23 protein-coding genes and 1 tRNA gene are annotated in these 26,647 nt (G+C 42.8%); 15 read left to right on the forward strand and 9 right to left on the reverse strand.

The window, feature by feature from the left end:
- Window positions 1-191: 191 nt before the first annotated feature.
- Window positions 192-1,418, forward strand: a complete 1,227-nt coding sequence (locus DV942_RS08695) for a glycoside hydrolase family 76 protein (RefSeq protein ID WP_145856872.1) — start codon at window positions 192-194, stop codon at window positions 1,416-1,418.
- A 105-nt stretch (window positions 1,419-1,523) separates the two neighbouring features.
- Here DV942_RS08695 and DV942_RS08700 read toward each other — a convergent pair whose 3' ends face one another.
- The 3 genes from DV942_RS08700 to DV942_RS08710 all read right to left on the reverse strand — a co-directional run bounded on the left by DV942_RS08700 (window position 1,524) and on the right by DV942_RS08710 (window position 5,560).
- The gene (locus tag DV942_RS08700) at window positions 1,524-2,063 is read right to left on the reverse strand and encodes a hypothetical protein (protein WP_145856874.1); all 540 of its coding nucleotides are present in this window, start codon (window positions 2,061-2,063) and stop codon (window positions 1,524-1,526) included.
- Window positions 2,064-2,234: 171 nt separating this feature from the next.
- On the reverse strand, window positions 2,235-3,608 hold the full coding sequence (locus tag DV942_RS08705) for a hypothetical protein (RefSeq protein WP_145856876.1): 1,374 nt from the start codon (window positions 3,606-3,608) through the stop codon (window positions 2,235-2,237).
- A 563-nt stretch (window positions 3,609-4,171) separates the two neighbouring features.
- Window positions 4,172-5,560, reverse strand: a complete 1,389-nt coding sequence (locus tag DV942_RS08710; protein ID WP_145856878.1) for a DUF4932 domain-containing protein — start codon at window positions 5,558-5,560, stop codon at window positions 4,172-4,174.
- A gap of 258 nt (window positions 5,561-5,818) precedes the next feature.
- Between DV942_RS08710 and DV942_RS08715 the strand changes: the two genes are divergently transcribed.
- Together DV942_RS08715 and DV942_RS08720 are read left to right on the forward strand one after the other, a co-directional pair.
- Complete coding sequence (locus DV942_RS08715) at window positions 5,819-6,679, forward strand: hypothetical protein (RefSeq protein WP_145856881.1); 861 nt, start codon at window positions 5,819-5,821, stop codon at window positions 6,677-6,679.
- Between the two features lie 232 nt (window positions 6,680-6,911).
- Window positions 6,912-7,178: a hypothetical protein gene (locus tag DV942_RS08720; protein ID WP_145856883.1), complete on the forward strand. Its 267-nt coding sequence runs from the start codon at window positions 6,912-6,914 to the stop codon at window positions 7,176-7,178.
- 243 nt (window positions 7,179-7,421) lie between these two features.
- Here the strand turns inward: DV942_RS08720 and DV942_RS08725 are convergent, their stop codons facing one another.
- A complete protein-coding gene (locus tag DV942_RS08725; protein WP_145856885.1) occupies window positions 7,422-7,766 on the reverse strand; it encodes a hypothetical protein in 345 nt (114 codons plus the stop codon).
- Window positions 7,767-8,342: 576 nt separating this feature from the next.
- Here DV942_RS08725 and DV942_RS08730 point away from each other — a divergent pair.
- The 9 genes from DV942_RS08730 (at window position 8,343) to DV942_RS08765 (ending at window position 18,701) form a co-directional block, all read left to right on the forward strand.
- Window positions 8,343-8,744, forward strand: coding sequence for a hypothetical protein (locus tag DV942_RS08730; RefSeq protein WP_145856886.1), 402 nt, complete (start codon window positions 8,343-8,345; stop codon window positions 8,742-8,744).
- A 418-nt stretch (window positions 8,745-9,162) separates the two neighbouring features.
- Entirely contained in the window at window positions 9,163-11,667 is a 2,505-nt protein-coding gene (gene uvrA / locus DV942_RS08735) for an excinuclease ABC subunit UvrA (RefSeq protein ID WP_145856889.1), read from the forward strand.
- A gap of 464 nt (window positions 11,668-12,131) precedes the next feature.
- Window positions 12,132-13,565, forward strand: a complete 1,434-nt coding sequence (locus DV942_RS08740) for a DNA/RNA non-specific endonuclease (RefSeq protein WP_145856890.1) — start codon at window positions 12,132-12,134, stop codon at window positions 13,563-13,565.
- Window positions 13,566-13,935: 370 nt separating this feature from the next.
- The gene (locus DV942_RS08745) at window positions 13,936-14,448 is read left to right on the forward strand and encodes a (2Fe-2S)-binding protein (RefSeq protein ID WP_145856892.1); all 513 of its coding nucleotides are present in this window, start codon (window positions 13,936-13,938) and stop codon (window positions 14,446-14,448) included.
- Window positions 14,441-15,460, forward strand: coding sequence for an FAD binding domain-containing protein (locus DV942_RS08750; protein ID WP_145856894.1), 1,020 nt, complete (start codon window positions 14,441-14,443; stop codon window positions 15,458-15,460). The genes DV942_RS08745 and DV942_RS08750 overlap by 8 nt, the downstream gene beginning before the upstream one ends.
- A gap of 22 nt (window positions 15,461-15,482) precedes the next feature.
- The gene (locus DV942_RS23785; RefSeq protein WP_244950861.1) at window positions 15,483-16,109 is read left to right on the forward strand and encodes a hypothetical protein; all 627 of its coding nucleotides are present in this window, start codon (window positions 15,483-15,485) and stop codon (window positions 16,107-16,109) included.
- Between the two features lie 26 nt (window positions 16,110-16,135).
- Window positions 16,136-17,719 carry a xanthine dehydrogenase family protein molybdopterin-binding subunit gene (locus DV942_RS08755; protein ID WP_244950885.1) on the forward strand — a complete coding sequence of 528 codons (1,584 nt, stop codon included), beginning with the start codon at window positions 16,136-16,138 and terminating at the stop codon, window positions 17,717-17,719.
- 168 nt (window positions 17,720-17,887) lie between these two features.
- Window positions 17,888-18,346: a helix-turn-helix domain-containing protein gene (locus DV942_RS08760; RefSeq protein ID WP_090983865.1), complete on the forward strand. Its 459-nt coding sequence runs from the start codon at window positions 17,888-17,890 to the stop codon at window positions 18,344-18,346.
- Between the two features lie 61 nt (window positions 18,347-18,407).
- A complete protein-coding gene (locus DV942_RS08765) occupies window positions 18,408-18,701 on the forward strand; it encodes a hypothetical protein (RefSeq protein WP_090983867.1) in 294 nt (97 codons plus the stop codon).
- A 295-nt stretch (window positions 18,702-18,996) separates the two neighbouring features.
- Here the strand turns inward: DV942_RS08765 and DV942_RS08770 are convergent.
- Window positions 18,997-19,070 (reverse strand) — tRNA-Pro (locus tag DV942_RS08770).
- A 1,123-nt stretch (window positions 19,071-20,193) separates the two neighbouring features.
- Here DV942_RS08770 and DV942_RS08775 point away from each other — a divergent pair.
- Entirely contained in the window at window positions 20,194-20,460 is a 267-nt protein-coding gene (locus DV942_RS08775; protein ID WP_145856896.1) for a hypothetical protein, read from the forward strand.
- A 511-nt stretch (window positions 20,461-20,971) separates the two neighbouring features.
- On the opposite strand, the gene DV942_RS08780 is transcribed toward DV942_RS08775, so the two are convergent.
- The 4 genes from DV942_RS08780 to DV942_RS08795 form a co-directional block, all read right to left on the reverse strand.
- Window positions 20,972-21,892 (reverse strand): helix-turn-helix domain-containing protein, encoded by a 921-nt coding sequence (locus tag DV942_RS08780; RefSeq protein ID WP_134204162.1) that lies wholly within the window; start codon window positions 21,890-21,892, stop codon window positions 20,972-20,974.
- Between the two features lie 30 nt (window positions 21,893-21,922).
- A complete protein-coding gene (locus DV942_RS08785; protein WP_090983873.1) occupies window positions 21,923-22,378 on the reverse strand; it encodes a DUF2147 domain-containing protein in 456 nt (151 codons plus the stop codon).
- Window positions 22,375-23,355, reverse strand: a complete 981-nt coding sequence (locus DV942_RS08790) for an NmrA family NAD(P)-binding protein (protein WP_145856898.1) — start codon at window positions 23,353-23,355, stop codon at window positions 22,375-22,377. The genes DV942_RS08785 and DV942_RS08790 overlap by 4 nt, the downstream gene beginning before the upstream one ends.
- Before the next feature lie 151 nt (window positions 23,356-23,506).
- Entirely contained in the window at window positions 23,507-23,887 is a 381-nt protein-coding gene (locus DV942_RS08795; protein WP_134204164.1) for a hypothetical protein, read from the reverse strand.
- Window positions 23,888-24,208: 321 nt separating this feature from the next.
- On the opposite strand from DV942_RS08795, the gene DV942_RS08800 reads away from it, so the two are divergent.
- Both DV942_RS08800 and DV942_RS08805 read left to right on the forward strand, forming a co-directional pair.
- A complete protein-coding gene (locus tag DV942_RS08800; RefSeq protein WP_145856900.1) occupies window positions 24,209-25,267 on the forward strand; it encodes a hypothetical protein in 1,059 nt (352 codons plus the stop codon).
- Between the two features lie 396 nt (window positions 25,268-25,663).
- Entirely contained in the window at window positions 25,664-26,644 is a 981-nt protein-coding gene (locus DV942_RS08805) for an aldo/keto reductase (RefSeq protein ID WP_090983881.1), read from the forward strand.
- Window positions 26,645-26,647 lie beyond the last annotated feature (3 nt).

Below are 26,647 nucleotides of genomic sequence, written 5' to 3' on the forward strand. Positions count from 1 at the left end.
TATCTTTTGTTCCACCTAAACCAGAAATTTGATCTTTCATTGTGATTGCGATTGCGTATTTTGTAAAATATTCGTTGCGCCTGCCATTATTGTATGTTGTTCATTACAAGTGTGTATATTCATATCATTAAACATTAAATCGTTTTACGGCTAACCAAATACATCCCAATCTATAAACATCAGCTTCAACTATGAAAAAGAAAATTACCATTAAGCCATGGGGGTTAAATACCTACGGACTGAAATTGAGCAATAAAAAACTTTTGGCAACCATATTCGCCTTCGGCTGTTTGTTTACTGCCTGTAAAAAAGATCAGTCGGATAGCGCACTGTTATCACCTGAAAAAAGCGCTCTCCATGCAACATCTAATGCGGTGGCAACCCTTTCCATACCTGCAAAGAGTGATGCCTTACTGGCCATGCAGGTTTATAACAACCATTTTTATAATCAATACGGTACATACGGGCCTTCATATAAAGCATATTACTGGAAAGATGATAACCATACCGGTAGAATGGATTTCTGGACCCAGCAGGAAGCGATTGAAATGCTGATAGATGCCTACAATATCAATCCCGGCACCGATTTAAAAAATAAGATATCTTATTTATACAATGGCGTAAGGGATGGTTATGGTTTACTGTGGGCCGACAATAAATTTAATGATGATATTGTTTGGGGGGCACTAATGTGTGTAAGGGCTTTTAAAATAACCAATGACGGCGGCATGCTGGATATGGCAAAAAACAACTTTAACATGATGTGGAACCGCGCCTGGGATACCCAATCGTTAGGTGGTGGCTTATGGTGGACTACCGATAACCAGACTAAAAATACCTGTGTAAACGCGCCGGCAGTAATATGTGCGATGCTGTTGTACCAGGCAACAGGCGATGTAAGTTATAAAAACAAGGCTAAGCTTATTATGGATTGGATGGTGAACAGACTTTACGATTCATCAAGCGGTGAAGTTAAAGGGGCAATAAACAAGGCCGGTACCATTACCGAGGGTGCGCTTTCTTATACGCAGGGAACTTTTATTGGCGCATGTGATTTATTACGTGCTGATTTCCCTGCAATAAACTACCTGGCAATGGGTACCAAAGCGATGGATTATGCACGCAATAGCCTTTGTAATACGCCCGGAGGAATTTTAAAGGATGAGAATGGCATTGCTGATACACAGGGCATGAAAAGTATTTTTGCACGCTGGGCCTGCCTTTTTGTAAAAAATACCGGTACAGCAGGTAATTACGGGTCCTGGCTTGATGCCAATGCAGCACAGGCATGGTCTATCCGCAATAACCAGGGCCTGATGTGGAATATATGGGGAACCCGTACCCCGGAAAGCACACGTAACGCTTTTGAAACTACCTGCGGCGTTGCGATGGTTAACGGCATTTATTATTATCGTTAATGATTAAGGCGTAATAAAAATGCAAGGGCTAAGGTGGCCGCTGTAATCGTCCAGCGGGCTAGCGATGCTATTATTTAAGTTAAAGGAAATCTATGGAAGTTTGGATTAATTGTCGCCTGACAAGGATGGCGCTTTAAAGCTGATACGCTTGAGGAAATCTAACAGCACTTTTTCACCCTGTTCCCTATTCTCTGCTTTGTATTGAACGCTTCCTGATATTCCCTTCAATCCTTTTTTGTCGGAAATAAAGGAACTGTAATATTCATCATCGTTCTTTAACGACATGATAAGGAACCTGGTATTGTTAATCTTGATGATCTCCGCCCTGTCGATATTGGATTTTAATCCAAGCTCGTTCATGCCTCCAAGCCATTCGTCCCTGCGGTCCTCCAGTGCCTTTAAATTGTTTTTTGTTTCGTTGTAATCTGAAAATGCCAGAAGCACTTTGTCAACCTCATATAGGTGTTTGTACTGCGATATGGCCATAGTGGATTTAAACCTGTTTTTTGTATCTGCAGATAGGTTATTATTGTTGATCCTTTGCGATTTTTGGGGAAGCTCAACATTGGCTACCTTGCTTAACGGCTCTTCCTGCTGTAAGATGGAAAGGCAGCTCAATAATGCTGCAATTAGTATTGTTTTCATGTCTGTTCTCTTTTTTGTTTATTATTCCACTGATCCCGGGTTACAATTAAATTCAGTAACATTTCCATCCGAACCCAGAACCATGGGCTTCATCACATTGTTGCTGTCGGATTTATAAAGATTGATCGCATTGCCCAATAGGCCAAGGATTGCCTGAGTGCTTCCTCCTGGCTAGCTCATCAGCAGGGCATAGTTTTCATTATAGGCCGTGATATCATTCTTATAGGTTGCATAAGCCGCGCTTAGCTGGGTCCAGTCCTTAACAGTTACTACATAGTTACCACCAGAAGTAAGTACCGTAATAGAAACATTCTGTTTGTAAAATGTAATATCAGCCGCCCCTGCATTCTGGAGAGCCGTATTGTTGAGATTTTTCACCATACCGAAAATATCGGCCGGTGAAGGAGCTGAACCAAGAGGATGAGTATGTACGTCCCCAATCGTATACCCATTTGTAGCATTCCAGCTAAAATTGGAATTAAATGAATTAGTACTGTTGTCAGTGCGCAATTCAATGTTTTTATAGGTACTTCCGTTCACGCTGGTCAGGTTTTGCTCATAACCATATTCATTTCCGGTTGCCGCTGTGCTCATTCTGGCATCGGTATTTTTTTTCGCAAAAGATGCATTCGAAGCCACAGCATGTACTTTCGCCAACCGGTCGCACAGGTTATAAGCATCTGGTGTCGGAGCCGTAGGCGGACTTCCGGTACTTCCGCCACCGGTACCACTACCACCACCCGTGTAACTTCCATCTCCGCCTGCCCCGTTACCTCCAGAGCCATAGCAAGTAATTGTCGAAACAGAATAGGCAAACTGGTAAGAGCAGTATGTTCCGTATTCAGGATGCCCTTGGATGTATACGCAGGTCTCGTAATAATAATCCGTAACAGATACATCGCAGTTGGTGTTGCTGTCATACAGCATAACGCGGTCACCGGGTCCATTACCAACAACATTTTTTCTTTCCTTCAGGTTGAGCAGCTGGCTCGCGGTCAGTGCCGATCGGGTGATGGTCTTCGCGACCTTTCCCGAACTGATTACATAACCGTTCTGGAACGAACCGTCGATATTGAAATATTTAATTGTACCACTATACTGCCCGAAGTCCTTGTAGTGAACGCTGGTGGGGGACTGTTTTTCATTGCCACGAAGCAACATATAGGCTGCGAATACGGCTTGCGAGCCTGGCCGATTGAAAAAGAGCAGTTTTACTTGTGTTTCAGTGGCAGCACGGTCTTTATCAGCGTCACCGGCAACTGTTGTTCCTGTAATTTCGGCAACTTTGTTGGGGTTGCTGAAACCGATCTCGGTGACCGTGTAACCCTCTTTTGAACTGGTATAGCTTCTTTCCCAGTTAGGAATGTAGCCTGCAAACATACTTGTCTTGTTGTCCAGTATCTGTTTGGAATACCAGCTTTTCAGCTCGCTTATACCCAGGCAGGAGATTTCCTCTTTGTGGTCCTTTTTACAGGAACCGATGAAGAGCAACAAAAGGCATGAGATGCCCGTCTGCCATAGCGTTTTAGATTGTCTGAGATTCATTTTTTTTCTAAAATGAAAGAGGTTAATGAATGATTAATTACAATAATATCATTCATTAAATATATACATATAATATCAAAAAACACAAGTAGCGACTTCTTTTGCGAACATACACTCCTCATAATAAAACTTACAGTAATATAATAAGTTAAAGCTCTTGATTAAGACCTACCCCGGCATTGCTAAAGCCTTCTTTAGCCCGAGCATTGCGAAGCAATTGCCTGAAACAGATTTGAAAAATAGGTTTTTAGAGAATATCCACCCCTTGCTTACCATTGCGAACAATAATGGGTTTGAATATATGGGGAGGTTATAATATCATTTAAAAAATATGATGAAAGGCACTGGAGGAAGAAAATGGCCGGTTTAAACTAAATGTTTACGTAAAAAAAGGTTTTATGAAATGTGGTTCAGAAGCCGCATAGTCAAAAATAAATCATGGCCGCACTGCTGTTCTTTTTATACTTAGAAGATAGCGGATTTATACACCTTCTTAGCTGCTAAACCCCTAATTATTTTTATTTACAATCCGGTAACCAGACGTTTATCGTACCCATGATGATCTATTTTGCCTTTAATTCTGTAATGATCTCGGCAGCTTTTTGTGCGTAGGATTTATCAAGGAACTCGTTGTTATACCAAAACTCCAGTTGATCTACTATTTGAGGCAGGTAGCGGTAAAAACGTTTGTCTACATTGTCTTTTAAGATTTCGTCTGCTTTTAGCTTATCGCCTAACAATCTCGCAATCATCACTTCATTTGCCCGGTTAAAATGTTCATACAAGCAAATTTTCCATTGGTTATAACCCTGCTCACTCATCTCCTTTTTAATGGGTTCAAATAAAGGAGCACTGGCACTAATGATTTTTTCATCAACCAGATCTATTGCCGGATTAACAAAGGCATGCCCAAATTCATGGACGGCTATGGTGCGTAAAGATAAACTATTGTCAAAACCAAGTTTCAGCTGCTTGATATCATCAACTTCTTTTGGTTGGTTAGTGCTTGCAAATATATTTCCTATTGTATTTTGACTTCCTACCGCAAAACCGGAACTGAAGGGCATGGTTAAACTTGGGTAAAGCACATAATGTTCTACCTCTTTTCCAAAAAGATTCTCCATTTCTACAATGAAGTTTGAGGCGGGCATGTTCAACTTAATTTCTTTCTGGACAGTTTCATAATAAGGCTTAAAATCCACCAAAAATTTCTGAAAATTTATTTCCAGGAAAAAGTTGTTAAATGCAGCTGTAAATCTTTGTGCATCTGACAAACTGGAAAAGGATTTCATAAAACGGTTATCTTTTTCTACCGTGGCATTCGGAAAATCCGGTAGGCTTATAACAAAGTTTGCATAATGCGCATAGAAATCTTTATCGAAATAGGTTTTGATTACCTTAAGATTTTCTGATTTTAAAAATGATTTAAAGGTGTTGGCTATTTTGGTAGTTAAGGCATAAAGCGCTTTAACTTTTACGGGTTGACCATTAATTTCAAATGACTGGTCATCAGAAAAGCCTGTAAAATCATCATAGTTTACTAAAATATAACTCAGTGCCAATAATTCGATGTTGGAATTATAGCGAACCTCAATATTTTTTTTGGCAAATTGAGGATAATTTAACCGAAAAGAGCCTTTGGCGTGGTTTCCTGCCAATTTTATCAGCAGTTTATTTTTTAAATCCAGCTTATGGTGGCTAACCGGATTGGGATGAGTTAACCTTTTCTCATTAGCAAAAAGCTGTAATGATCCCGAAGTTGTAGCCAGTTTAGCATTAAGATATAATATATGATCTTTATGAGGGGGAAATTTTAGCTTTTCATTCCCGCTAAAATCCTGAAACGTTGCCTCCCAGGATTGTTGGGTTTGCTTGCTATTCCACTGCTTGCTTACCGTACAAGCAGTGAACAATAATGAACCTGATAATAAGGTTAAAACTTTTTTTAACATGGTTTGATCATCTTTTACACAAAAAAAAATGTTATAACCTTCCAGGCCACTACACTTTAGTGTAAATTTACATAAACACGAACATAGACCTGAATAAACATCGGGGCAGCACCTTTTAACAAAAAAAACAAACTTACAATCATTACCGGGGCTGATCAATACCGAATCGAAACAAGACGTTGACCAAAACTGGCCAATAAACACCAGACCTGTTATGGAATTCCCCACTTTACCGCATCCTGTATAAAACCTAAGCCCATGAAAAGCCTGCAATTGATCCTCACCAAGCCATGCTTACAACAATGGAGCGACATTGAGCAGCCAGACGGCAAACATTATTGCGGCAAATGCGAAAAAAACATCGTAGACCTCACCACCAAATCAGATACGGAACTGGCAGACTTTTTTAAACACAAAAGCGATAACGTATGCGGGCGCCTGCTGGCCAGCCAGATGAACCGCGACCTGATACTGCCCCCGGCAAAGATCGGCTGGCAATGGCTCATGCCACTAGCCCTGGCCGCACTCGCCATCAGCCCGGCCCGGGCACAGAAGACAAAACCGGCAGTGGTACAAACCGAAGCCCAGCACAAAGACGCCAATGAAACCAAACCATCAGCGGCCAGCCTCCCCACCTTACTAGTTAGCATAAAGGGAACAGTAGTTGACCAGGAGAATGGTAAAGCACTTGCCAGTGTTAAAGTAAAGCGGATGGGAGAAGACGATGTAATGGCGATAACCGATTCATTTGGCAGATTTGAGCTAAACCTGGCTGATCACGAAACATTATCCAAATTCATCATCAACCTGCCAGGCTATACCCCCACTGAAACTTATTTGAATGATAACATGGTGATCGGATTAAGCGTGGAGAAAAGGATCATGCTTGGCGGTATATCAACAATCTCCCTGAACAGATCGCCACTTTACCTGATCAAAGCCCGCGATAAAACCTGTACAATCGAAGCCACGAAATTGGGTAAGCTATCGCCAGACTGGATTGAGAAAATAGAAATACTCAAAGATGCAAAGGCAACGGCCATTTACGGCGCAAAAGGCGCTAATGATAAACATAAAAATAAGTCTGCAGCTGATAAATTGGGAACATATTGTAATTGAGAAACATGAAGAAAAATATCACTTTATTATTGCTGTTAATATGTTCTTTTTGTTGTGCACAAGAAAAAAAGATACAGAACGATATAAGGCTAGTAATTAACAAGGTGTTATAAAGCATCTGGACAATAAGCTTCTTTCAGCGACACCAAGCGATTTTGTTCACTTATATTCAATTACCCTAGCGTTTGACAAAGCCGGAAAAATTAAGGACGTTTATTTTCCGAAAGAGGTGATGAACGAAACAACCAGAGCGATCAGACTGGATACCACATTAATTAAAAAAATAAAATCACTAAATGTTACCTACGAACAATATGCTTCAAAGCTTGTCTTGATTCCTTTTTTTCATTATCGAACCACTGATAAGGGGATAAATTATAATAGCGGTTTTTTAAATGCTTTAGAAAATCTACAGCCAAAAGTAGATAATAGCAAAGGACAAATAGATTTGGTTGTATTAAATGTGGTTATAAACCCATTTAATTTGATTATTAACTGAGAAGATAAAATCGATAATTGATTTGGGTATAGCCATTTTTTAAAAAAAAATTGACCAGGCTATAGAATGACGGAGGCAGAGTAATTATTAGTTGCAATTTGTATACCAACTGATAAATTAGCTCCATGCCCAACGCTTCGCCAACAGATGTTCTGCCTTGCATATGCTCCGACTTTTCATTCAATTCAGATGATGTATGAATAAAAAGGGAGAGCTTGAACCTCTCCCTTTTATTGTTCAACACTACCAGATAAATACATGCCCGCTATAATTGCCTGAGCCACCACGGGCTGAAGACCATGTAAGCGGAATGCTGGGTTCGCTCGTAGTGCCTGTAGTAACAAGGTTGGTATCAGAGCCGGTTGCAAAGTAGGCACTTACCGCGCCCGAGGTAGTGTAGCCACCCACTGTTGCATTGTTCCATACAAGGTTAGGTGCTGCTGGGGTAAGATTGTTCTGCGTTACAATAGTACCACCGATAGATACTGTTACATAGATTTGCTGTGCAGTTGTAGAAGGTGTACCTGTAATTACAAGCGGTCCATACGTACTGACTAAGTTTGAAGATGTGACGTTAACTGATTCCATGAGTTTTAGTTTAGATTATTAAAAATTTATATACTAATTTAATTATAATCATTTATTATTTACAGTGAGTTCAGGATAAGAAGCAAAGGATTTAGAGGATGTTGGCTATATAATATTTGAATTTCAATATTTAAATTTATTTTAGAGTTTGCTTTTGGGTAATCACTTCTTGTTTAGTCCAAAATCGCAGTGTTTAGGAAAAACTCAAGAATACTCCCTGGCAATCCTCAATTGAGCATTAAAGGTGAGGGAACCAATACCTCTATTGTTTTCATAAAAGATAACCACAGTTGGAACGATTTAGATTGCAAGGTAATGCTAAAACTACTTCAGCTATCTTTTATATTTGTAACGGTTTCCCGGGTTTTCGGAGTTGTTAATATCACCATTAATTTGATTTAGCTTTTTGCCGAAGAAGCCGAGGCCAGGCATTGTTTCGAAGATCTGTGTAAGATAGAAATAGAGACTAACATATTGTTACACACAATTAGCTGAAGTTATTGTTTGAGGCATCGGGTTTAAGCAACAGGGCGCTTTATAAAAATCACAGCCAACCAAATTACTAATCTTTCAACGATGATTATTCAACTCTACAAAGTAATTTACAATTATTATTTAAATAAGGATGGCTATAGCAGTGTGCTACCATTTCTAGCCTCGACAATTATTGCAGGCCTAATTATGGTTACTCTGATTGGGGTTTTGTCACTTGTGGGTTTAATGTTCAATTCTACTTTTTTATACATCAGTAGTTTTAATAAAGGAATTGCTTCAATTTTAGTGCTGATCTATATCCTTGGCTTTAATCTTTTCCTCTTTTATATATTAAATATCCCAATGAGGGGAGAAAACATAGACTTTACTTTTAACATATCTCCGGAGGCAGTGAAAATTGCGAAGACCACCATTATTTGCATGTTAACTTTAGCTTTTTTGTCAATAGCATTGTACATTACAAAGGTTAAGGCCCTGGGTTAAGCATTTTTAACAGTAAGTTACCGTGAAGCTACAATATTAACTATTAACTGCTTTGTTATACTTCCTGCAGGGATATTGCTTTTAAAACACGTGCAAAAATTAATTAGCCACGGAAACACAGAAATCACGGAGTATTAAAATTTTTCCGTGTTTTTCGTGCTTCCGTGGCAAACATAAACGCTTAGGCATGCGCAGAAAGAGCTAGAACTAACAGAGAAAAGTTAAAAGCGATTTTCCTGATACTTCCTGAACCTTCGGTCGGCGTGAACCTTCTTGTGTTAAGTATTTTCTGTTATTCCACTTCCGAACTAAATCTGCATTCGAGATGTTTGCTCAAATTGGTGTATATAAGTGATTTCAGGTTTCGCCAAACCTACTGCGCTAATTGCTGTTGCTAATGGTATACAATGGCTAAGTAATGGAGAAAAAGAACAACACCAATACGATACGGGTAAAGGGTGCGCGTGAACATAACCTGAAAGATATTTCTGTTGACATCCCGCGGGATAAACTGGTGGTATTTACGGGCGTTTCCGGATCAGGAAAATCATCGCTTGCATTCGGTACACTTTATGCCGAGGCGCAACGGCGTTACCTTGAATCTGTTTCGCCTTATGCCCGCAGGCTTTTTAACCAGATGGATGTACCCGAAGTAGACGCCATAGAGGGGTTGCCACCAGCAGTTGCCCTGCAGCAGCAACGTTCAGGAGCCTCTACCAGATCGTCAGTTGGTAGCGTAACCACTTTATCGAACCTGCTCAGGATGCTTTTCTCCAGGGCGGGAGACTATCCTCCCGGTCAATCCATCATTTATGCCGAGGGCTTTTCTCCGAATACACCTGAAGGTGCCTGCAGCGAGTGCCATGGTATGGGCAGTGTATTTGAAGTGAACGAGCAAACCATGGTACCCAACGATACGCTGAGCATCAGGGAAGGCGCCATCGCCTCCTGGCCACGGGCATGGCAGGGCCAAAACCAGCGCGACATCCTGGTATCCATGGGTTTTGATGTGGATACGCCATGGAAAAAATTGCCAAAAAAGCAAAGGGATTGGATACTGTTTACCGAAGAAACGCCCACAGCGCCAGTTTATCCCGGCCTTTCGCCGGAAGAAACTGCTGTAGCGGTTGCCAAAAAGCAATCGCCTGATTATATGGGTACCTTTATTGGTGCCCGCGCTTACGTATTAAAAACCTTTGCATCAAGCCAGTCTGAACTGATGAAAAAAAGGGTTTCGAAATATATGATCAGCAAGGCATGCCCCGTTTGCGGGGGCAAGCGGCTAAAAAAAGAAGCACTGTCTGTAAAATTTAAGGGCAAAGATATTGCAGAAACGGCCCGATTAACATTAGCCGAACTTTCCAGGCTGTTTAGTGAACCTGCCGCGAATAAAAAGGAGGTAAAACCAGAAGAAAAGCAGCTGGTGATACAAAGAATTGCGGCTGACATACGCGCCAGGATCAGTGTGATGCTGGAGCTGGGCCTGGGTTACCTTACCCTTGACAGAAGTACCCCTACCCTTTCTCCGGGCGAGTTACAGCGCCTGCGTTTATCAACCCAGGTACACTCCAATCTTTTCGGTGTGGTTTATGTGCTTGATGAGCCCTCGGCCGGATTACACCCGGCAGATACCGAAGCTTTATTAAGTATACTGGAGAAATTAAAAAGCGCAGGGAACAGCATATTTGTAGTGGAACATGAAATAGAAGTGATTAGGCGCGCAGACTGGATTATTGATGTAGGGCCGGGTGCAGGCGCGCAGGGCGGGCAGATTATGTACAGCGGCACCGTTGCCGGGCTGAAAAAAAACACCGCCTCTGTTATCGCAAGGTTTCTTAAGGGCACCAACAGCCGTACCGAACACCAGCCCAGAACACCCAAAGGGCAGCTCTGCCTGCGGGGTGCCAACAAACACAATTTGAAGGATGTGGACGTTGACTTTCCGCTGGGTGTGATGACTGCTATAACGGGAATTTCGGGTTCGGGAAAAAGCAGTTTGGTGAGCCAGGTACTGGTGGAGTTACTTGCCAGGCAATTGGGCATGCCGGCTGAACCCGATAGCGAACCTACAGATGAAGGTGCGTTAGCAGACAGCACAAAGCCGGCGGGAGGAAAAATAACCGGCGGGGCCGGGCAGCTAAGCAGATTGGTAGTAGTAGATCAGCGCCCCATAGGCAGAACCCCCAGATCAAACCTGGCTACCTATACCGGAATTTTTGACCACATACGCAAACGCTTTGCCGACACACCTGCGGCCAGAAAAAAACGCTACGATGCCGGGCGCTTTTCTTTTAACCTGGCCAAAGGCCGTTGTGCCAATTGCCAGGGCGAAGGTTTTGTAATGGTAGAACTGCTGTTTTTACCGAGTGTATATACCCCCTGCCCGGCCTGCGGAGGTACCCGGTACAACCCCGAAACCTTACAGGTAACCTATAGCGATAAAAATATTGCGCAGGTTTTGGAAATGACGGTTGAGGAAGCCTGCCACTTTTTTGATGAAGACCTGCAGATTTACCAGGGCCTTAATGTGGTACGGGAGGTTGGCCTTGGTTACCTGAGGCTCGGCCAATCGGCCACTGAACTATCTGGCGGGGAGGCGCAGCGCATTAAATTAGCAACTGAACTGCAAAAAAATAATAAAGGCTCTTCACTGTACATTCTTGATGAGCCCACAACGGGCCTCCACCCGGCTGATGTGGAACTGCTGCTGTTACAGCTGAACAGGCTTGTAGATAGCGGAAACACCGTAATTGTGGTGGAGCATGATATGCAGCTGATTGCACAAAGCGACTGGGTAATTGATATTGGCCCCGGGGCCGGAAACGAAGGCGGAAAGGTGGTGTTTGCGGGCTTTCCTGAAGCGCTATGCGAAAACCCTGACAGTAAAACCGCCAGGTACCTGAAAGCGTATAAAAACCAGTAATCAGTTTTATGGATATTGCTTTTAGAAAATATAGTGGATAGAACTGTTGAGTCTGTTTGGCGCAGTACCTGCATTGCTTATTGCACAAAACAAAACCAGGCCTGAAAGGGCCATTATCATTTTACGTAAGCTGCCTGCCGTTACTTGCCCCTGAATACCATGTCCGGTTATTGTATTAAGCAGTAAAGACGTCTATGTAATTACCCATAGCCATAAGGCGAAAGCCTGTGGCATTTCCATAGGTGCGCCATTCCTTTCAGATTCGTTTTTGCGCCTGCCTTCTGGCAGTTGCCAACCCAAAACAAGCATAAAGAGAAGCCGACCTGTAAAAAACATCCGGTACCCGGTCTCCGAAGCGTTTTGTTAATATTAATTTAACATTACCGCTGTTTTTTATTGATACCTTCGCCCCCGCATTTTAAAATGATCTGATTAGCGCCAACTCGTTAGACATTTAAAAAACAATGAAATTTAAAAACATCCTTATCTATTCAGGATTTATCGGAGTCCTGTCCCTATCTGCCTGTTCGAAAAAAATAGCCGTTGAAGGAGAAACACCCGTAACCCCACCAAAAGCGCCAACGGCTTACACCATTACCGAAACTTTTGAAGCCGGAACCAAAGCCAGTTATGCATTAGACAGTGTACAGTTGTTAACCGGTAAATGGACCCTGAGTGATGCCCTTTTGGGCAACCTTGCCGCTGATGCCAAGAATGGCACAAAATCTATCCGTTTAAGAACAGGTTATTTGGCGATGAACTTTGATGTGGCAGGTGCTAAAATGCTTTATGTATCGCATGCCAAATACGGCACTGATGCCAATTCTACCTGGCAGCTTTTAGCTTCTACAGATGGCGGAAAAACCTATGCCCAGCTGGGTACCGATATTACCGAAACCAGTACCACGCTGGTAACAGATTCATTTAAGGTGAGCACGACCGGAAAAATCCGTTTCCAGATTAAAAAAGCGGGTACCACCAGAATTAATATTGATGATATTATTTTTAAAGGTACGGGTGACCCGGGTATTACGGTAGGTGCCCCGGATACCGACCCAACAGACAATGGCAATACCGGCACTGCTGCACCGGGCAGAGGTACGCCTGATGCCGGTGCAGATGCACCACCGGCAGGTGGCGACAATTCTAACCTGTTGTTTGGTAATCCCTCAGGCGCGCAGGCCAATATTATCTCAGCAGAAAATTACCTGATTGATCAAAAATATTATGTAGAGAGCTATAGCATGACCCGCGGTATACCGAATTGGGTAAGCTGGCATTTAGATCCAAACAATTTTAACGGGGCCGTAACCAGAAAAGACGATTTCGCTTCTTTTACCGGCCTGCCGAGCAATTGGTACCAGGTACAGAGCAACAGCTATTCGGGTTCGGGTTTTGACAGGGGCCATAATTGCCCAAGCGGCGACCGTACCAGCTCTAGCGGCGCCAACTCCGCTACATTTCTGATGACCAACATGATCCCTCAGGCACCAAACAATAACCAGAAAACCTGGGAATCGTTTGAAAGTTACCTCCGTGCCCAGGCCTTAAATGGTTATGAAGTTTATGTAATGATGGGTAGCTACGGCACCGGCGGAATCGGCTCTGCAAGTGCATCGGTAATCAATACCATTAACAACGGAAAAGTAACCGTTCCGGCCAATGTATGGAAAGTGGCGGTACTGTTAAAAACTGGTGATAATGATTTAAGCCGCGTAACGGCTTCAACCAGGGTAATTGCCATTAATACTCCTAACGTAAATACCATTGGTGCCAACTGGAAAGATTATATTGTAACGGTAAGGGATATTGAAAGCGCAACGGGCTATAACCTGCTTTCTAACCTGCCACAAAATATCCAGGATGTGGTGGAGAAAGTGAAAGACCCGGGTAACTAATTTAAATAATATAAAACACCCCAGGCCTAAGCGCATTTAATACCATAACAGCCGTATCCCTAAAAAAGATACGGCTGTTGTGATGTTGGCCAAGTAAAAACAGCCCGCATGGTTTTGCTATCTGCAAACCGTATATCGGACCTGACCTGCCTTTAGCACATGGAGCCCGGCAGTATTGCCCTTACCGGGGGCATGTAACCTGTTTATCGGCTGTTTATGCCCTGCGCCGGGTAGCAGGATATGGCACCGAATTTAACGCCTGAAGATTCCGCCCCTGCAATACACCAGGTTCCTCATTCCCGCACACCAAATTAAAAAAACCTATCCCTTATTTTATTGTTAACCATTAAGCTTAGTTAACAAAACCACTATGGAAACAGATCTGCAGCACCCGCATCCCCAAGGGATGGAAACCCATTTAATTACCCTGAAGATAAATGGAAAACAACATAGCACCAATATCCGCCCCTGGGTGAGCCTGTTAGACTGTTTACGTGACCACCTGGATCTTACCGGAACCAAAAAGGGCTGTGACCACGGGCAGTGCGGCGCCTGCACCGTAATATGTGATGGAAAACGCATTTTAAGCTGCCTGAGCCTGGCGGTGATGAAAGACGGGGCAGAAATTACCACAGTGGAAGGAATTGCAACGGAAAACGGCCTTCACCCCCTGCAGCAGGCTTTTATAGACCATGATGCCTTCCAGTGCGGCTATTGTACACCAGGGCAGCTGTGCAGTGCTTTAGGCCTTTTATCGGAAGGCAGGGCTTCCTCGCGTGAGGAAGTAAAAGAACTGATGAGTGGCAACCTTTGCCGTTGCGGGGCCAATGTGGGCATTATAGATGCGATTATGCAGGTAAAAGACGGAGGAAGTGATGAATAGTTTCAAGTTTCTCACCGCGCCCGATGTACCTGCTGCCATTCAGCTTACCGATGATCAGCCCCTTGCTGCTTTCATAGCCGGCGGCACCAACCTGCTCGACTTATGGAAGTACAATCTGGTTAACCCTACAGCGCTGATCGACATCAGCCAGCTGGCCGCACTCTCAGCATTGCGTGAACTCGAAAATGGAGGGTTTAGGCTGGGTGCTGCTGTAAAAAACGCCGATACCGCCTACCACCCTATCATCGAATCCCGATATCCACTGTTATCAAAGGCCATACTGGCAGGTGCTTCGGCGCAGATCCGCAACATGGCCAGTAACGGGGGCAATCTGCTGCAGCGTACGCGATGTTATTATTTTTATGACCATCAGGTACCCTGCAACAAAAGGGTACCCGGCTCGGGCTGTCCGGCCAGGGAGGGTTATAACCGGATGCATGCCATACTCGGTGCCAGTGAAGCCTGCATTGCCGTGTTCCCATCGGATATGTGTGTAGCATTGGCCGCACTGGAGGCCCGGATAAATGTAACGGGTATAGACGGCGAACGCAGCCTGGCATTTTCAGATTTCCACCGCCTGCCCGGCGAAAGGCCCGAGCTTGACAACAACCTGAAACCAGGTGAACTGATTACCTCGATAGATCTGCCTGAAAAAGGCTTTCCCCTGAATTATTCCTACCTGAAACTGCGTGACCGCCACTCTTATGCTTTTGCGCTGGTTTCAGTAGCTACCGCACTCGAAATGGATGGCCATACCATCAAAGAGGCCAGGATTGCCCTTGGCGGGGTGGCCCACAAACCCTGGCGTTCCCTGGAAGCGGAAGAATTTCTTCGCGGAAAAACGGCATGCCGGGAAAACTTTGCTGCGGCGGCAGATATTATCCTTGGGGGAGCGGTGGGACTTGAATATAACCGTTTTAAGATTAAACTGGCAAAGAATGCCATTATACGCAACGGCATGATGGCACTTGATCCGGATGCACAGCTACCAGGCGCACAACCCTCCTTGTAATCAAATACCTAACAAGATCAACATGAATACAGATAAAAACGTAGGCCGGCCGATTAGCCGTTTGGAGGGAAGGGAAAAAGTTACCGGAGCAGCCAGGTATGCTGCTGAACACCCATTGGAAGGCCTGCTACACGGCTATGTGGTGAGCAGCCCGATTACCAAAGGAAAGATTGTGGAAATTGATACCACGGAAGCCATGGCCATACCGGGCGTGGTGGATATCCTCTCGCACCTTAACCGGCCCAAACTGGCCTGGTTCGATTTGCAGTATACCGATATGGACGCCCCTCCGGGAACCGTGTTTAAACCCCTCTATGATGAAAACATCCTTTATAACGGCCAGCCTGTTGCCCTGGTGGTTGCCCGTGACTTTGAGACGGCCAGGTATGCATCCACCAGAATAGTTTTACGTTACCAGCAGGAACCGCACCAAAGTTGTCTGGAAAAACACCTGGATAAGGCCAGAGCGCCTAAAAAAGGATTAGCTACCGCACTTAAACCACCACCCCCGCCCCCGACAGGGGATTTTGAAAATGCGTTCGAAAACGCTGCAGTAAAGGTAAGCGCAACATACCGCCACGGCACCGAACACCATAACCCCATTGAACTTTTTGCCACCACAACCCTTTACCAGGGGATGGAAAGCTGACCATTTACGATAAAACCCAGGGCACCATCAATAACCAGCTTTTTATTGCCAATGTGTTTGGACTCCATTATAAGGACGTAAGGGTACTTGCCCCGTTTGTAGGGGGTGCATTCGGTTCGGGGCTGAGGCCACAGTACCAGTTGTTCCTGTGTGTAATGGCAGCCCTGCATTTAAAAAGCCATGTACGTGTGGTACTGGACAGAAAGCAGATGTTCTCGTTTAGCCACAGGCCGCCGGCGGTACAACAGATGCGTTTTGCCACCGATATTAACGGAAGACTTACCGCGCTTGGCCACAGCACAATTGCCGAAACCTCGAATTTTGAAGACTATACCGAACCCACCTCCAACTGGAGCCATAAACTCTACCCTGCCCCGAACACGCTTTTTGAACATAAAGTTGTGCCATTGGATGTTTATACCCCTATGGATATGCGCGCACCCGGTGGTAGTACGGCCCTCCATGCCATTGAATGCACCATGGATGAACTGGCCTATAAGCTTAAGATAGATCCATTGGAACTCCGCCTGCTCAATTATTCGGATGTTAATCCATCGGCAGGAAAACCATATACCAGCAAAGCGCTCAGGGAATGCTACCTGGAGGCGGCAGCAAAATTCGGATGGGACAAACGTAGTGCTGAACCACGTAGCATGCAACGCGGCAATAAACTTGTTGGTTACGGCATGGCGACCGGGATCTGGGATGCTTTCCAGTTTCCTTCGAGGGTGCAGATCATGATCAACAGCGAAGGGAAAATGGTGGTTGACAATGCCACTACCGATATTGGTACGGGAACCCTGACGGTGATGACCCAGATAGCAGCAGATGAACTGGGACTGGAGATGGCTGATGTGGAATTCAGGTACGGGGACAGCAAAAAACCCTTTTCGATGTTCCAGGGCGGATCAGCAATCACCTCTTCAACAGGGGTTGCCATTGTGGTTGCCGCCAGATCGATGCGTAAAAAACTGTTAAAAAAAGCAGCGGAGATGGAGGGTTCCCCTTTCAGGAAGGCAAAGGAAGAAGATGTCGTTTTTTCTTCGGGCCATATCCATCTTAAAAACGATCCCACCGTAAAAATAAGCCTGAAGGACATCGTTGCCTTTAATAAGGGGGCGTCCATTAAAACCACAAAAATGGGCAGGCCCCACATGCTTAAACTGCGGAAATACAGCCTGGCCACCCACAGCGCTTCGTTTGTGGAGGTGGAGGTAGATCGCGACCTTGGAACCATCACCCTCACCCGGGCAGTAACCGCTGTTGCGGCCGGAAAAATCATCAACCCCAAAACAGCTAAAAGCCAGATCCTCGGCTCAATGGTATGGGGTATTAGTAAGGCACTCCATGAGGAATCGATTATGGATCCGCAGCTTGGCAAATACATCAATGCCAACCTGGGAGAATACCATATCCCCGTACATGCCGACATTGGTGAACTGGAAGTGATATTTGCCGATGAAAAGGACAGCCTGATTAATGAGCTGGGCACCAAGGGTGTTGGTGAAATCGGATTGGTAGGCATGCCGGCCGCAATCTCCAATGCCATTTACCATGCCACCGGCAAACGCATTTACAAACTTCCGATCCATTTTGATGAACTGATCTGACCGCTGGCAAAAACGCCACGGAAAAGGATAGCGAAAGTTAAGAAATTGATGGCAGGAAACTAAAGGATTAAATGGAAAGAAATGATATCAAGGCCGGGCGTTTGCACCAACCCTTAAGAAACGACCGCTGTTAAAGACCTTTTCATTTTTTAAACCAAATCAATAAAAATGAGTATACAGAACATAGATTACCTGGGTTCCCTTTTAAATGCAGATGAGCTGAACTCACTTAAAAAAGCGGCAGAACGGCATTCGCAGCAGTCGAATATGGATTTCAAAATCGTTTCTGTTGACGATAAGATGGTAGAAATAGAGACAACTCAAGGGGAGACCGCCTCAGGCAAATATGCTACCCAGCAGGTGCTACTGAAAAGAACAGCAGAACTGTTTAAAAAAAGGCTACCAGGATCAAAGCTGCAGATCACGGCAAATGCTGTTCTACCCGCTCCGGCCGATGTAGTTGATGTTTCCTGGATTGATCAGAAAATGCAGGAAAAGGGACTGCGGATCAAGCAGATTGCCTTTGAAACCGGTATTGACCGCGAAAGTATTTCAGACTGGGTAACAGGTAAAAAAGCTATGGGCAAAACCGTTAAGGCGATGTTTTATTTTTACCTGTCTGGATAATTTGCAGATCAGCCAATCCAAACGGAGAAATTAAACCAAAAAACCTATACAATTGATCAAAATGAAAGAACAAGGCAAAAGCATCCAGCCGTTTGAGATGGATATCAATCAGGATGGTGATCGTAAAATAATCAGTATACAGGAGGAAAACGGTGTATTTGAGATTATTCATGAGGGAAGGTTGATCGGTGCACTCAAGCCACCAGGGGAAGAATGGCAGCTACTTGATTATAGGGAAATTACCGGGAAGATTGCATTGTTTGAACCTGACCTTGAAGCCGAAAAAAAAGGGATCGAACTGCACTCACCCCTGGTCAATCAGATCGTTGGTGAAATCGAGAATCACCTGAAATAGCCGCTAAGTTATCGTAATAGTGGCCAGCTTGACCGGAATACAGTTTGGAGGCTTTGATTAATAAAAGAATATCGGAGCTACAGGAGATCAACCTGGAATTTAACCGGCCGGAACGATTATATAAAAAGAGTTTAGCACCGAAAAACGTGCATCATATTGCTATGGCAAATTAGAAATTCCGAAAAGACATTAAAAAAGGTGATGATAAATACTCTGCAACAATCAACACATTTTGAAATGGATATTCGCCGTGCTACCTTTACTCGCCAAAGAGAGATTGCAGCTTAAAAATTAGTCGGGATGAGAAGATTCGAACTTCCGACCTCCAGCACCCCATGCTGGCGCGATACCTGGCTACGCTACATCCCGTTTAACAATTCAAGCGACCGCAAATTAAAATAAATACATCAATATCTCTTAAAATTCCGAAAAAAATGTTGGATCAACCAAACCTCAATAATTCCATTGAATCCATCGAATCAAACGCCATGGATAATCATGAAATGGTCTGCCAAACACTTCATACCTGTAAAGATTTAGTAATTCGGTAACAGGATTAGTTTTGTAAACGGCTAATTATACCTGATGCGAATAAACATGAATGACCTTCCCTTAAAACGCAATTATTTAAGCTGCGTAACGGCTTCGACAAGGATAATTGCCATTAATACCTCTAAAAGCAACCCTATCGATACCGATTGGTAAGATTATATCGTAGCGGTAACCTGCTTTTTAACTTACCACGAAGTATTCAGGATATATGGAGCAAGCTAAAGTCCTTGATAACTCATTTAAACCATATAGAGACCCAGGCATAAGCAGAAAATCATAACAGTAGCATTACCACATCTTTCAGGCCTCCGCCTTTTATTGTTCGCAGCAGTCTTAGCGAGATGCTAAGACCAAAACGGACGGAAGAAAATAGTATCCATGAATATTAACGTAATTATATTACTGATTGACTTCTTGTCGGCAACCTAAAAAAATCAGAAAATATCACAAAAAAAAATTACTGTATAATTCACTATTCATAGCTGGTAATCGTAAATCTTAGAATTGGAGCAATCTTATATTTTTGACTTGCGCCCTCATTAAATGTAAATTTAGGTTATTAATATATTTTATTCAAATTCAACATCAGTATACCCTACTTACCTTAATTCCAATTTATATCACTGTAGAAGCATCGGCACCAAGGCCAGGCTAAAGTAGATTTTTAAAGTAAAAATCACCTAAAGCATTACCAATCTGGTCTTAGCCAAAGCCTAAGAACTAGTTATAGTAATCATTTTTCATTTATTAATTTTTGTTCTTTATGTTTGAACCTCAATTAAGTACTGACATCTTTTAAAACATCTTAACATAAATGTCTTATTCATAGCCAAAAATGTCAGAATTCAAAACATGGTTAAAGACAAACTCCTCAAGCTGGCAAATTCAATGACGCAGAATGTCAACCCAGTAAAACCATGATAGGATAAATCAATATAGAATGAACAAAGAACAATTATTTTGGGATTGGTTTAAAGCAAATGAAGCCCAGTTTTTTTTTCTTAATCAGATTAATGATACTAATGAGAAGGAGAGGATTTTAGAAGAATTTCTTCATCATCTACACAAATATTGCGACCAATTGTTTTTTGAAATTGGTGGTCATCCAAATGACAAGCAAGACCTCATTATTACTGCAGAAGGTAACAGCGCTCTTTTCGACAAAGTTGAAACACTTGTAAATCAAGCACCTTTGTTAGAATACTGAAATTTAATTGCGCTTAAACCAGCTATTGGAAATGGTACCATTGAATACAACGAGATTAAACTTGATCCACATACAATATACTTTATCCCGCTAAGCAGTAATGCTTCAAAAAAAATCGGCATAAGACTTTATATAGAGGATTATGACCCAGCTAACCTAAAGGATTTTTTAACCGCGGCTTACTTCCTATTAGACAACATTTTAGGAGAACGGTCAAACGCATTAGATATTGGCCATTTAGAGATTGAAAGTCTCAATGTTCATACGAAAAGAGAAGAATTGATAGAACTCGTTAAACTTCCTAAGTATATTAAATGGAAGAGGGCTCAGGCAGAAACCTAACAACGTGAGAGATTTTTTATTTCTTCCATAGTGTGAGAAAAATGTTTTTTATTAGAGAATGCTGCATATCCCAAACCGATGCATGGAGTTATATCAGCATCAGCGATATCTGATGAAAATTACGCAACGATTTGGTCCTAGTGTTCCCGTTATCAGCAATGATTTAAGATTAACTGAAAGATGCCCGGAACTCAACCGGAGTGAAATCGGTTTTACTTTTAAATAATTTGCTAAACGACTGGGGATAGTCGAATCCCAGCGCAAAAGCAATTTCCCCAACGGTAAGTGTGGTGGTGGAAAGTTTTTCTTTTGCTTTTTCAATGATCTTTTCGTGAATGTGCTGCTGGGTATTCTGACCGGTAAGGGCCTTTAAAATTCCACTCAGGTAGTTGGGAGAACAATGCAGAAGTGCCGCAATATAGGGTACGGTAGGCAATCCTTTATTGATCATGTTTTCATCATTAAAATAGTCATCGAGAATTTTTTCCAGTTTATCCAGGATTTGACTTCCGGATATTTTACGGGTAAGGAACTGACGCATATAAAAGCGGTTTGAATAATTGAGGAATGATTCAATCTGGGAGATGATGATCGACTCACTAAATTTATCGATGTGTGAATGGTATTCCTGTTCGATATTTTTGATAAAACTTCGCAATACCATTTCTTCTTTCTCAGAAACAAACAGCGCTTCATTTATTGCATAGTTGAAAAACTCATATTTTTTGATGGTTTTGGCCAATGGATTTCCCCAAAGGAAGTCAGGATGAATGAGCAGCATACTTCCTGCACTCCTGAAATCATCATCTGCTTTGAATGAAAATACCTGATTAGGGGATATAAAGAACAATATCCCCTCATCAAAATCATATTTTTGCTGCCCGTAGCCATACTGTACATCTCCGGCCTCCACTTTTTTGAGTGAGATCAAATAAAAGTCGAATACCACCCTGATGGTCTCTTCACTCCTGTAAGGTGTTATTTCGGCTAGATCTATAACACTAATCATAGGATGTTCAGGATGGCCTATACCTAGTATTTTATGATATTCCTTGATTGTTTTTATTCTGTAGGGCTGCTGCAAAATCATTCCGGTAACGTAAAAGTTCTAAATATAAGATTATTCCACATCAACTCTTTTCAAAGTCAGCCCGCGATTTAAGCCAAAGAAAGAAAGTCCCCAAAAACCTTTGATATTGAGGCTGCCGTTTTTGGTCATGGTCAGATATGAATCATAGGTATTTCCCTTTTCCCCATCGTAATCATAGAGCTTTCCCTTCCACTTGTTCTTCTTATCATTGAAAGTAATTTCTTTTAACAATAAAATTCCTACCAAAGGCCGTTTCCGTTTTTCCTTATCAGGATTATTGACATCTAAAACGGGTTTTCCATCATGATCAACAGCATGTTTTAAATAGGTTAGCTTGCCATAATAATTGTTACCGTTTTTAAATATCTGTACATTGCCCTCTTTTACCGGACTGTACCATACACCAACAATATCATCGGCTTTTGACTGTGAAAATAACATGGTAGAAAAATTTAGAAAGAGGATGGTTAGAAATAGCTGTCTCATTGCTCGTTATATTTTAAGGCGAATGCTTTCGCAAAATCATTCATTTTTGTTTTACCCAAAATGGCTGGCCTGTTTTTGAAATAATCCTCAAACAGACTACCATGATGCATCGCCGCATTCATTTCCGTAAATGCTGTGGCGATTTCGGACGATGCCCCTATTTTCGTAAACGCGTCAGTCATTTGCTTGTCACTGATCAGCACCCATTTTAAGTAGGGCTTTCCGATGGCCTTTCCCAAAACAGTGGCTATTTCCTGGCAGGTTAGTTCTTCACTGGCAACATATCTCACTTTCTTTCCTTCCTGCTGAGCGTTAACTTCCTCGGCGATAGCGGATGCGATATCTATCGGCGATACCCAGGCGATTTTGTCAGTTCCACCATAGTTCGACAATATGATGCCTGAATATCCTTTGAAAAGACCTTTCAGACCATAATGCCTGAAGTAAAGTAATTTGCCGATAAAACCTTTCAAAAAGCCTTTGCCCTTAACCATATCCATAAAGGCGTACAAATTATAATCGAAAGAGCCCGGGCGAAGATGGGTAACTGCTACATCCTCAGGAAGTTGTTTAAAAACGCCTTCTGCAATATGATGAAAAACCAGTACCCCAGCCCCGGTGGGCCTTTCAGCACCCACACTGCTCAGCTGTACTACTCTTTTTATCCCTGCGTTTTGAATCGCCTGAACATAATTTGTGCTGATGTTAAGTGCCTGCTTCTGATAATCAAGCGTTTGATCCCCGAAAAAGTTAAAGGGCGGAAGCATACAGTAGGCGGCATCATGACCATCAAAGGTTTTAGTTAAAAAAATGGGGTCCTCTAATTCTCCGATCGCAGCCTTTGCACCCAACTGCTCTATTGCTGCTTTCCTTGCGGCTGAGCTGCTGACTACGGTAACCTGATGCCCTTGTTCAATCAATAGCAACACCAGCGGTTTACTGACATTTCCTAATGAACCTGTCACGACTATTTTCATATTAATTTAATATTTATTTCCAATGCAAAGCTCAGTCAATTGAATTGAGCCAACGTATTCAAATCCGCTTTTCTTGTGTTCAAATACACGCTTGTACTCTTTGTAGATAAATATTTAACGCCCGAAATTATATAACTGAGCCTGATGCCAGCTACTGGTTACGTTTCCACCAGTCTGCCCTTTTAAAAACAGACGTACCCAGTACCCGTCCCCGCGGCCCCATCAGCTTGTCCCATTCAGCATTTGGTGCAAACCATGCGCTGACCTTTGAAAAATCGGGGCTATTTTCCCCTTCAAGTTCACCCAATTCCTCCAAAAACTCATCCTTAAAAGCGATAAAATCAATCCGGGTATCGTATGTATGTTCCAGAACAGCCTTGACCCTGTGCAAGTCATCAAATAGCGCATGCAATTCAAATGCCTTCCAATAAGCTGCTTTAGATAAACCAGGTTGAAGTTTTTTGTTACCGAAGAGCCAATTGAACATCGGGCATGAGACCAACAGTATGAGCGTTAAGATGATGATTTCCATTATATCCTGTTAAAAAAGTAAATTCAGTACTATTGGTTTTGCAGTCAATACCATTAATATAGTTCCACCTGGCCATTGCTATTCCAGCCAGTATGGTTGGCCACTGCCTAATAAGTTTGTGCCAGGTTAATAACATTCCCGCCTTGGCAGCGATTTGTGATCGAAAACGAAGTTCGTAAAAAATATTTCCTGGTTCACCGTTTGGTGATAAAATAAACAGGGAAATATTCTTTTATTATTTGTTGAAATAAAAAAAATGATAATTTGCAGCATCAGAGTCGGAATTTAGGGTTCTCTGAGCAAAATTTGTTAATCGAAACCATGAAAAACCGGATGTGGATAGCGATAGGAATGATGATTGTGGTGGCCGTATTCTACCTGATCAAATGGAAAAATGCTGGCGTGCTGGAACGCAATAAGGTGCCATTGGATCAGGCGTATCTGGATTTTCAGGAAATTAATGAACACTACCAGTCAAATAAGTTTAAAATCGAAAAACTTTGTACCGTAGCAGTGCGCAGTGCCTCATCACCTGAGCCCATCCGGGTATTTAAGACGGTAAATCAACAGCTGATTATAGATGCGGATCCGAAGGTAAACGAAGAAACTAAAAATGATTACCGCTATTATAAACTGGACCGGCAAGGAAGCCTGGTTGATTCTATTTATATCAAATATGAAGGTTACTGGCCAAAATTTATAGACCGTTTTATGGTTTTCAGTAATCAACGAAAAGCGTATTACACCACCTGGCCGCTGGATGGAGATACGACCCGGCATCACTTTGTTAGTTTAAACGCCGACTTTAGCTGGCCCAGGGATAAGATTGATCAAAAAATCAGGGCGGTTAAAAACCGTGGTGATTATTACTTTTTCAGTGCTTTCAGGGATAATGAAAATGACTTCAGATGGCTGGCGTTTTATGAGCAGGAGCATTGGTATATACTTTGGGAAAAGATGCCGGGTTTTACGCAGGTTGCTGACGGGGAATCGGGCTATCGTTTTCGTTCAGATGTATTTCATACAGGTAGACCTGATCCGGTGATACCTGAAGACGTGAGGCTGATACATTTCTATCCTGAAGAAAAAATGGAATATAAACATGCAATTGGAGGAGGAACGTCACCATCGTCAGCTACGAACTGGCGGGGAAAAGGATTTTTTTCAACCGTTATTGCAGGCAATAGTTTTTCTTTTAAGGTAGATCAGTTGGTGGTGGAGAAGGAACGATTTGACAAATTTAAAACCCGTTTGTATACCTTGAAGGAGCCGGGCGGCTTGGCAAGGATTTATGAACCCGCTTTTTACCGTTCAGAACAGGGCTTTGCGCTTTATTCTGGTAACTGGGATGAGCTTTATATCATCAAACCTCAACCATAATTTATCCAGGTGTGCCAACAGCCGTGATTGCAAAACTTTTCCGTTAAGTTTTAAACAGCTGGGATCAAAAAAGGCAGATATATGCCTAGTTCCCCATGCCAATCCTTTCAGGTTGATCATTTAAATCTGATTAGCCAATTGATTCTGTACATCATCAATCACCATCCTTTTCGGTTATCTGATAAATCTGGTCAAATCTTGCTTTTTTATTGTTAAGTCCACCGATCAAAAACGCTTTAGCCAATCAGATTAATGACTTTAACCAATCTAAAATTTGTTAAAATTCCTTAAATCTGACTACAATAAATACCAATTGAACTACTTTTTGCAGCGTGGTAATCCTGAATTTTGAAAGTGAAAACAATTTATTTTCAGTAATAACGAAAAGACAGCGTGATGCAAAAAAGAAAATTAGGAAATCAAGGATTGGAAGTTTCTGCTTTGGGCTTTGGCTGTATGGGCTTAAACTTTCTTGATGGAAAGGGGATGGAGAAAAATGCGGCCATATCGCTGTTGCGCGATGCTGTTGAGCGTGGAATTAATTTCTATGATACGGCGGAAGCCTATGGACCTTATACCAACGAAGAATTGGTTGGCGAAGCATTGAAGCCTTACAGGGATCGGGTGGTTATCGCCACCAAATTCGGCTGCAAAGAGGCCAGTCCGGCAATAGGCCTGGATAGCAGACCAGAAACCATACGGGCAGTGACCGATGCATCTCTGAAAAGGTTAAAAACTGATTATATTGATCTGCTGTACCAGCACAGGGTTGATCCCCATGTCGCGATAGAAGAAGTAGCCGGAACAGTAAAAGACCTGATACAGGAAGGCAAGGTGAAGTATTTCGGTTTATCGGAAGCAAGTACCAAAACGATCCGAAAAGCACATGCAGTTCTGCCGGTATCTGCACTGCAAAGCGAATATTCATTGTTCTGGCGCGGGCCAGAAGTGGAAATTATTCCCACTCTGGAAGAGCTGAGAATTGGTTTTGTTCCTTTTAGCCCCCTGGGTAAAGGCTTTCTTACAGGAGCCATCAATACGAAATTAGAAGCTGCAGACCGTAGAAATGTGCTGCCGCGCTTTACCGAAGAAAACATAAAGGCGAACCTGGTTTTGGTGGAAGCGCTTTCTGAAATTGCGCGAGAGAAAAAGGTAACGACAGGGCAATTAGCATTAGCCTGGCTGCTGGCTCAAAAACCCTGGATTGTTCCGATTCCCGGAACAACAAACCTGCACCGCCTGGCAGAAAACATAGCCAGTGTACAGGTTGTATTAACACCAGATGAACTAACAAAAATAGGCACCACAGTGGATGGAATTACATTGACAGGCAACCGGTATCCAGAATTTTTAGAAAAACAGATAGATAAAGACTAACAG

Origin of the sequence: Pedobacter suwonensis (genome assembly GCF_007833675.1) — a bacterium.
GTDB classification, from domain to species: Bacteria; Bacteroidota; Bacteroidia; order Sphingobacteriales; family Sphingobacteriaceae; genus Pedobacter; species Pedobacter suwonensis.

Excerpts from the sequence above, each read along its gene's own strand:
- DV942_RS08760 (WP_090983865.1), top strand. The coding sequence starts at position 17,888 with ATGAGTATACAGAACATAGATTACCTGGGTTCCCTTTTAAATGCAGAT.
- DV942_RS08740 (WP_145856890.1), top strand. The coding sequence starts at position 12,132 with ATGAAATTTAAAAACATCCTTATCTATTCAGGATTTATCGGAGTCCTG.
- DV942_RS08720 (WP_145856883.1), top strand. The coding sequence starts at position 6,912 with ATGAACGAAACAACCAGAGCGATCAGACTGGATACCACATTAATTAAA.
- DV942_RS23785 (WP_244950861.1), top strand. The coding sequence starts at position 15,483 with ATGAATACAGATAAAAACGTAGGCCGGCCGATTAGCCGTTTGGAGGGA.
- DV942_RS08775 (WP_145856896.1), top strand. The coding sequence starts at position 20,194 with ATGAACAAAGAACAATTATTTTGGGATTGGTTTAAAGCAAATGAAGCC.
- DV942_RS08710 (WP_145856878.1), bottom strand. The coding sequence starts at position 5,560 with ATGTTAAAAAAAGTTTTAACCTTATTATCAGGTTCATTATTGTTCACT.
- DV942_RS08765 (WP_090983867.1), top strand. The coding sequence starts at position 18,408 with ATGAAAGAACAAGGCAAAAGCATCCAGCCGTTTGAGATGGATATCAAT.
- uvrA (WP_145856889.1), top strand. The coding sequence starts at position 9,163 with ATGGAGAAAAAGAACAACACCAATACGATACGGGTAAAGGGTGCGCGT.
- DV942_RS08745 (WP_145856892.1), top strand. The coding sequence starts at position 13,936 with ATGGAAACAGATCTGCAGCACCCGCATCCCCAAGGGATGGAAACCCAT.
- DV942_RS08785 (WP_090983873.1), bottom strand. The coding sequence starts at position 22,378 with ATGAGACAGCTATTTCTAACCATCCTCTTTCTAAATTTTTCTACCATG.
- DV942_RS08730 (WP_145856886.1), top strand. The coding sequence starts at position 8,343 with ATGATTATTCAACTCTACAAAGTAATTTACAATTATTATTTAAATAAG.
- DV942_RS08705 (WP_145856876.1), bottom strand. The coding sequence starts at position 3,608 with ATGAATCTCAGACAATCTAAAACGCTATGGCAGACGGGCATCTCATGC.
- DV942_RS08800 (WP_145856900.1), top strand. The coding sequence starts at position 24,209 with ATGAAAAACCGGATGTGGATAGCGATAGGAATGATGATTGTGGTGGCC.
- DV942_RS08695 (WP_145856872.1), top strand. The coding sequence starts at position 192 with ATGAAAAAGAAAATTACCATTAAGCCATGGGGGTTAAATACCTACGGA.
- DV942_RS08700 (WP_145856874.1), bottom strand. The coding sequence starts at position 2,063 with ATGAAAACAATACTAATTGCAGCATTATTGAGCTGCCTTTCCATCTTA.
- DV942_RS08780 (WP_134204162.1), bottom strand. The coding sequence starts at position 21,892 with ATGATTTTGCAGCAGCCCTACAGAATAAAAACAATCAAGGAATATCAT.
- DV942_RS08795 (WP_134204164.1), bottom strand. The coding sequence starts at position 23,887 with ATGGAAATCATCATCTTAACGCTCATACTGTTGGTCTCATGCCCGATG.
- DV942_RS08715 (WP_145856881.1), top strand. The coding sequence starts at position 5,819 with ATGAAAAGCCTGCAATTGATCCTCACCAAGCCATGCTTACAACAATGG.
- DV942_RS08805 (WP_090983881.1), top strand. The coding sequence starts at position 25,664 with ATGCAAAAAAGAAAATTAGGAAATCAAGGATTGGAAGTTTCTGCTTTG.
- DV942_RS08750 (WP_145856894.1), top strand. The coding sequence starts at position 14,441 with ATGAATAGTTTCAAGTTTCTCACCGCGCCCGATGTACCTGCTGCCATT.
- DV942_RS08790 (WP_145856898.1), bottom strand. The coding sequence starts at position 23,355 with ATGAAAATAGTCGTGACAGGTTCATTAGGAAATGTCAGTAAACCGCTG.
- DV942_RS08725 (WP_145856885.1), bottom strand. The coding sequence starts at position 7,766 with ATGGAATCAGTTAACGTCACATCTTCAAACTTAGTCAGTACGTATGGA.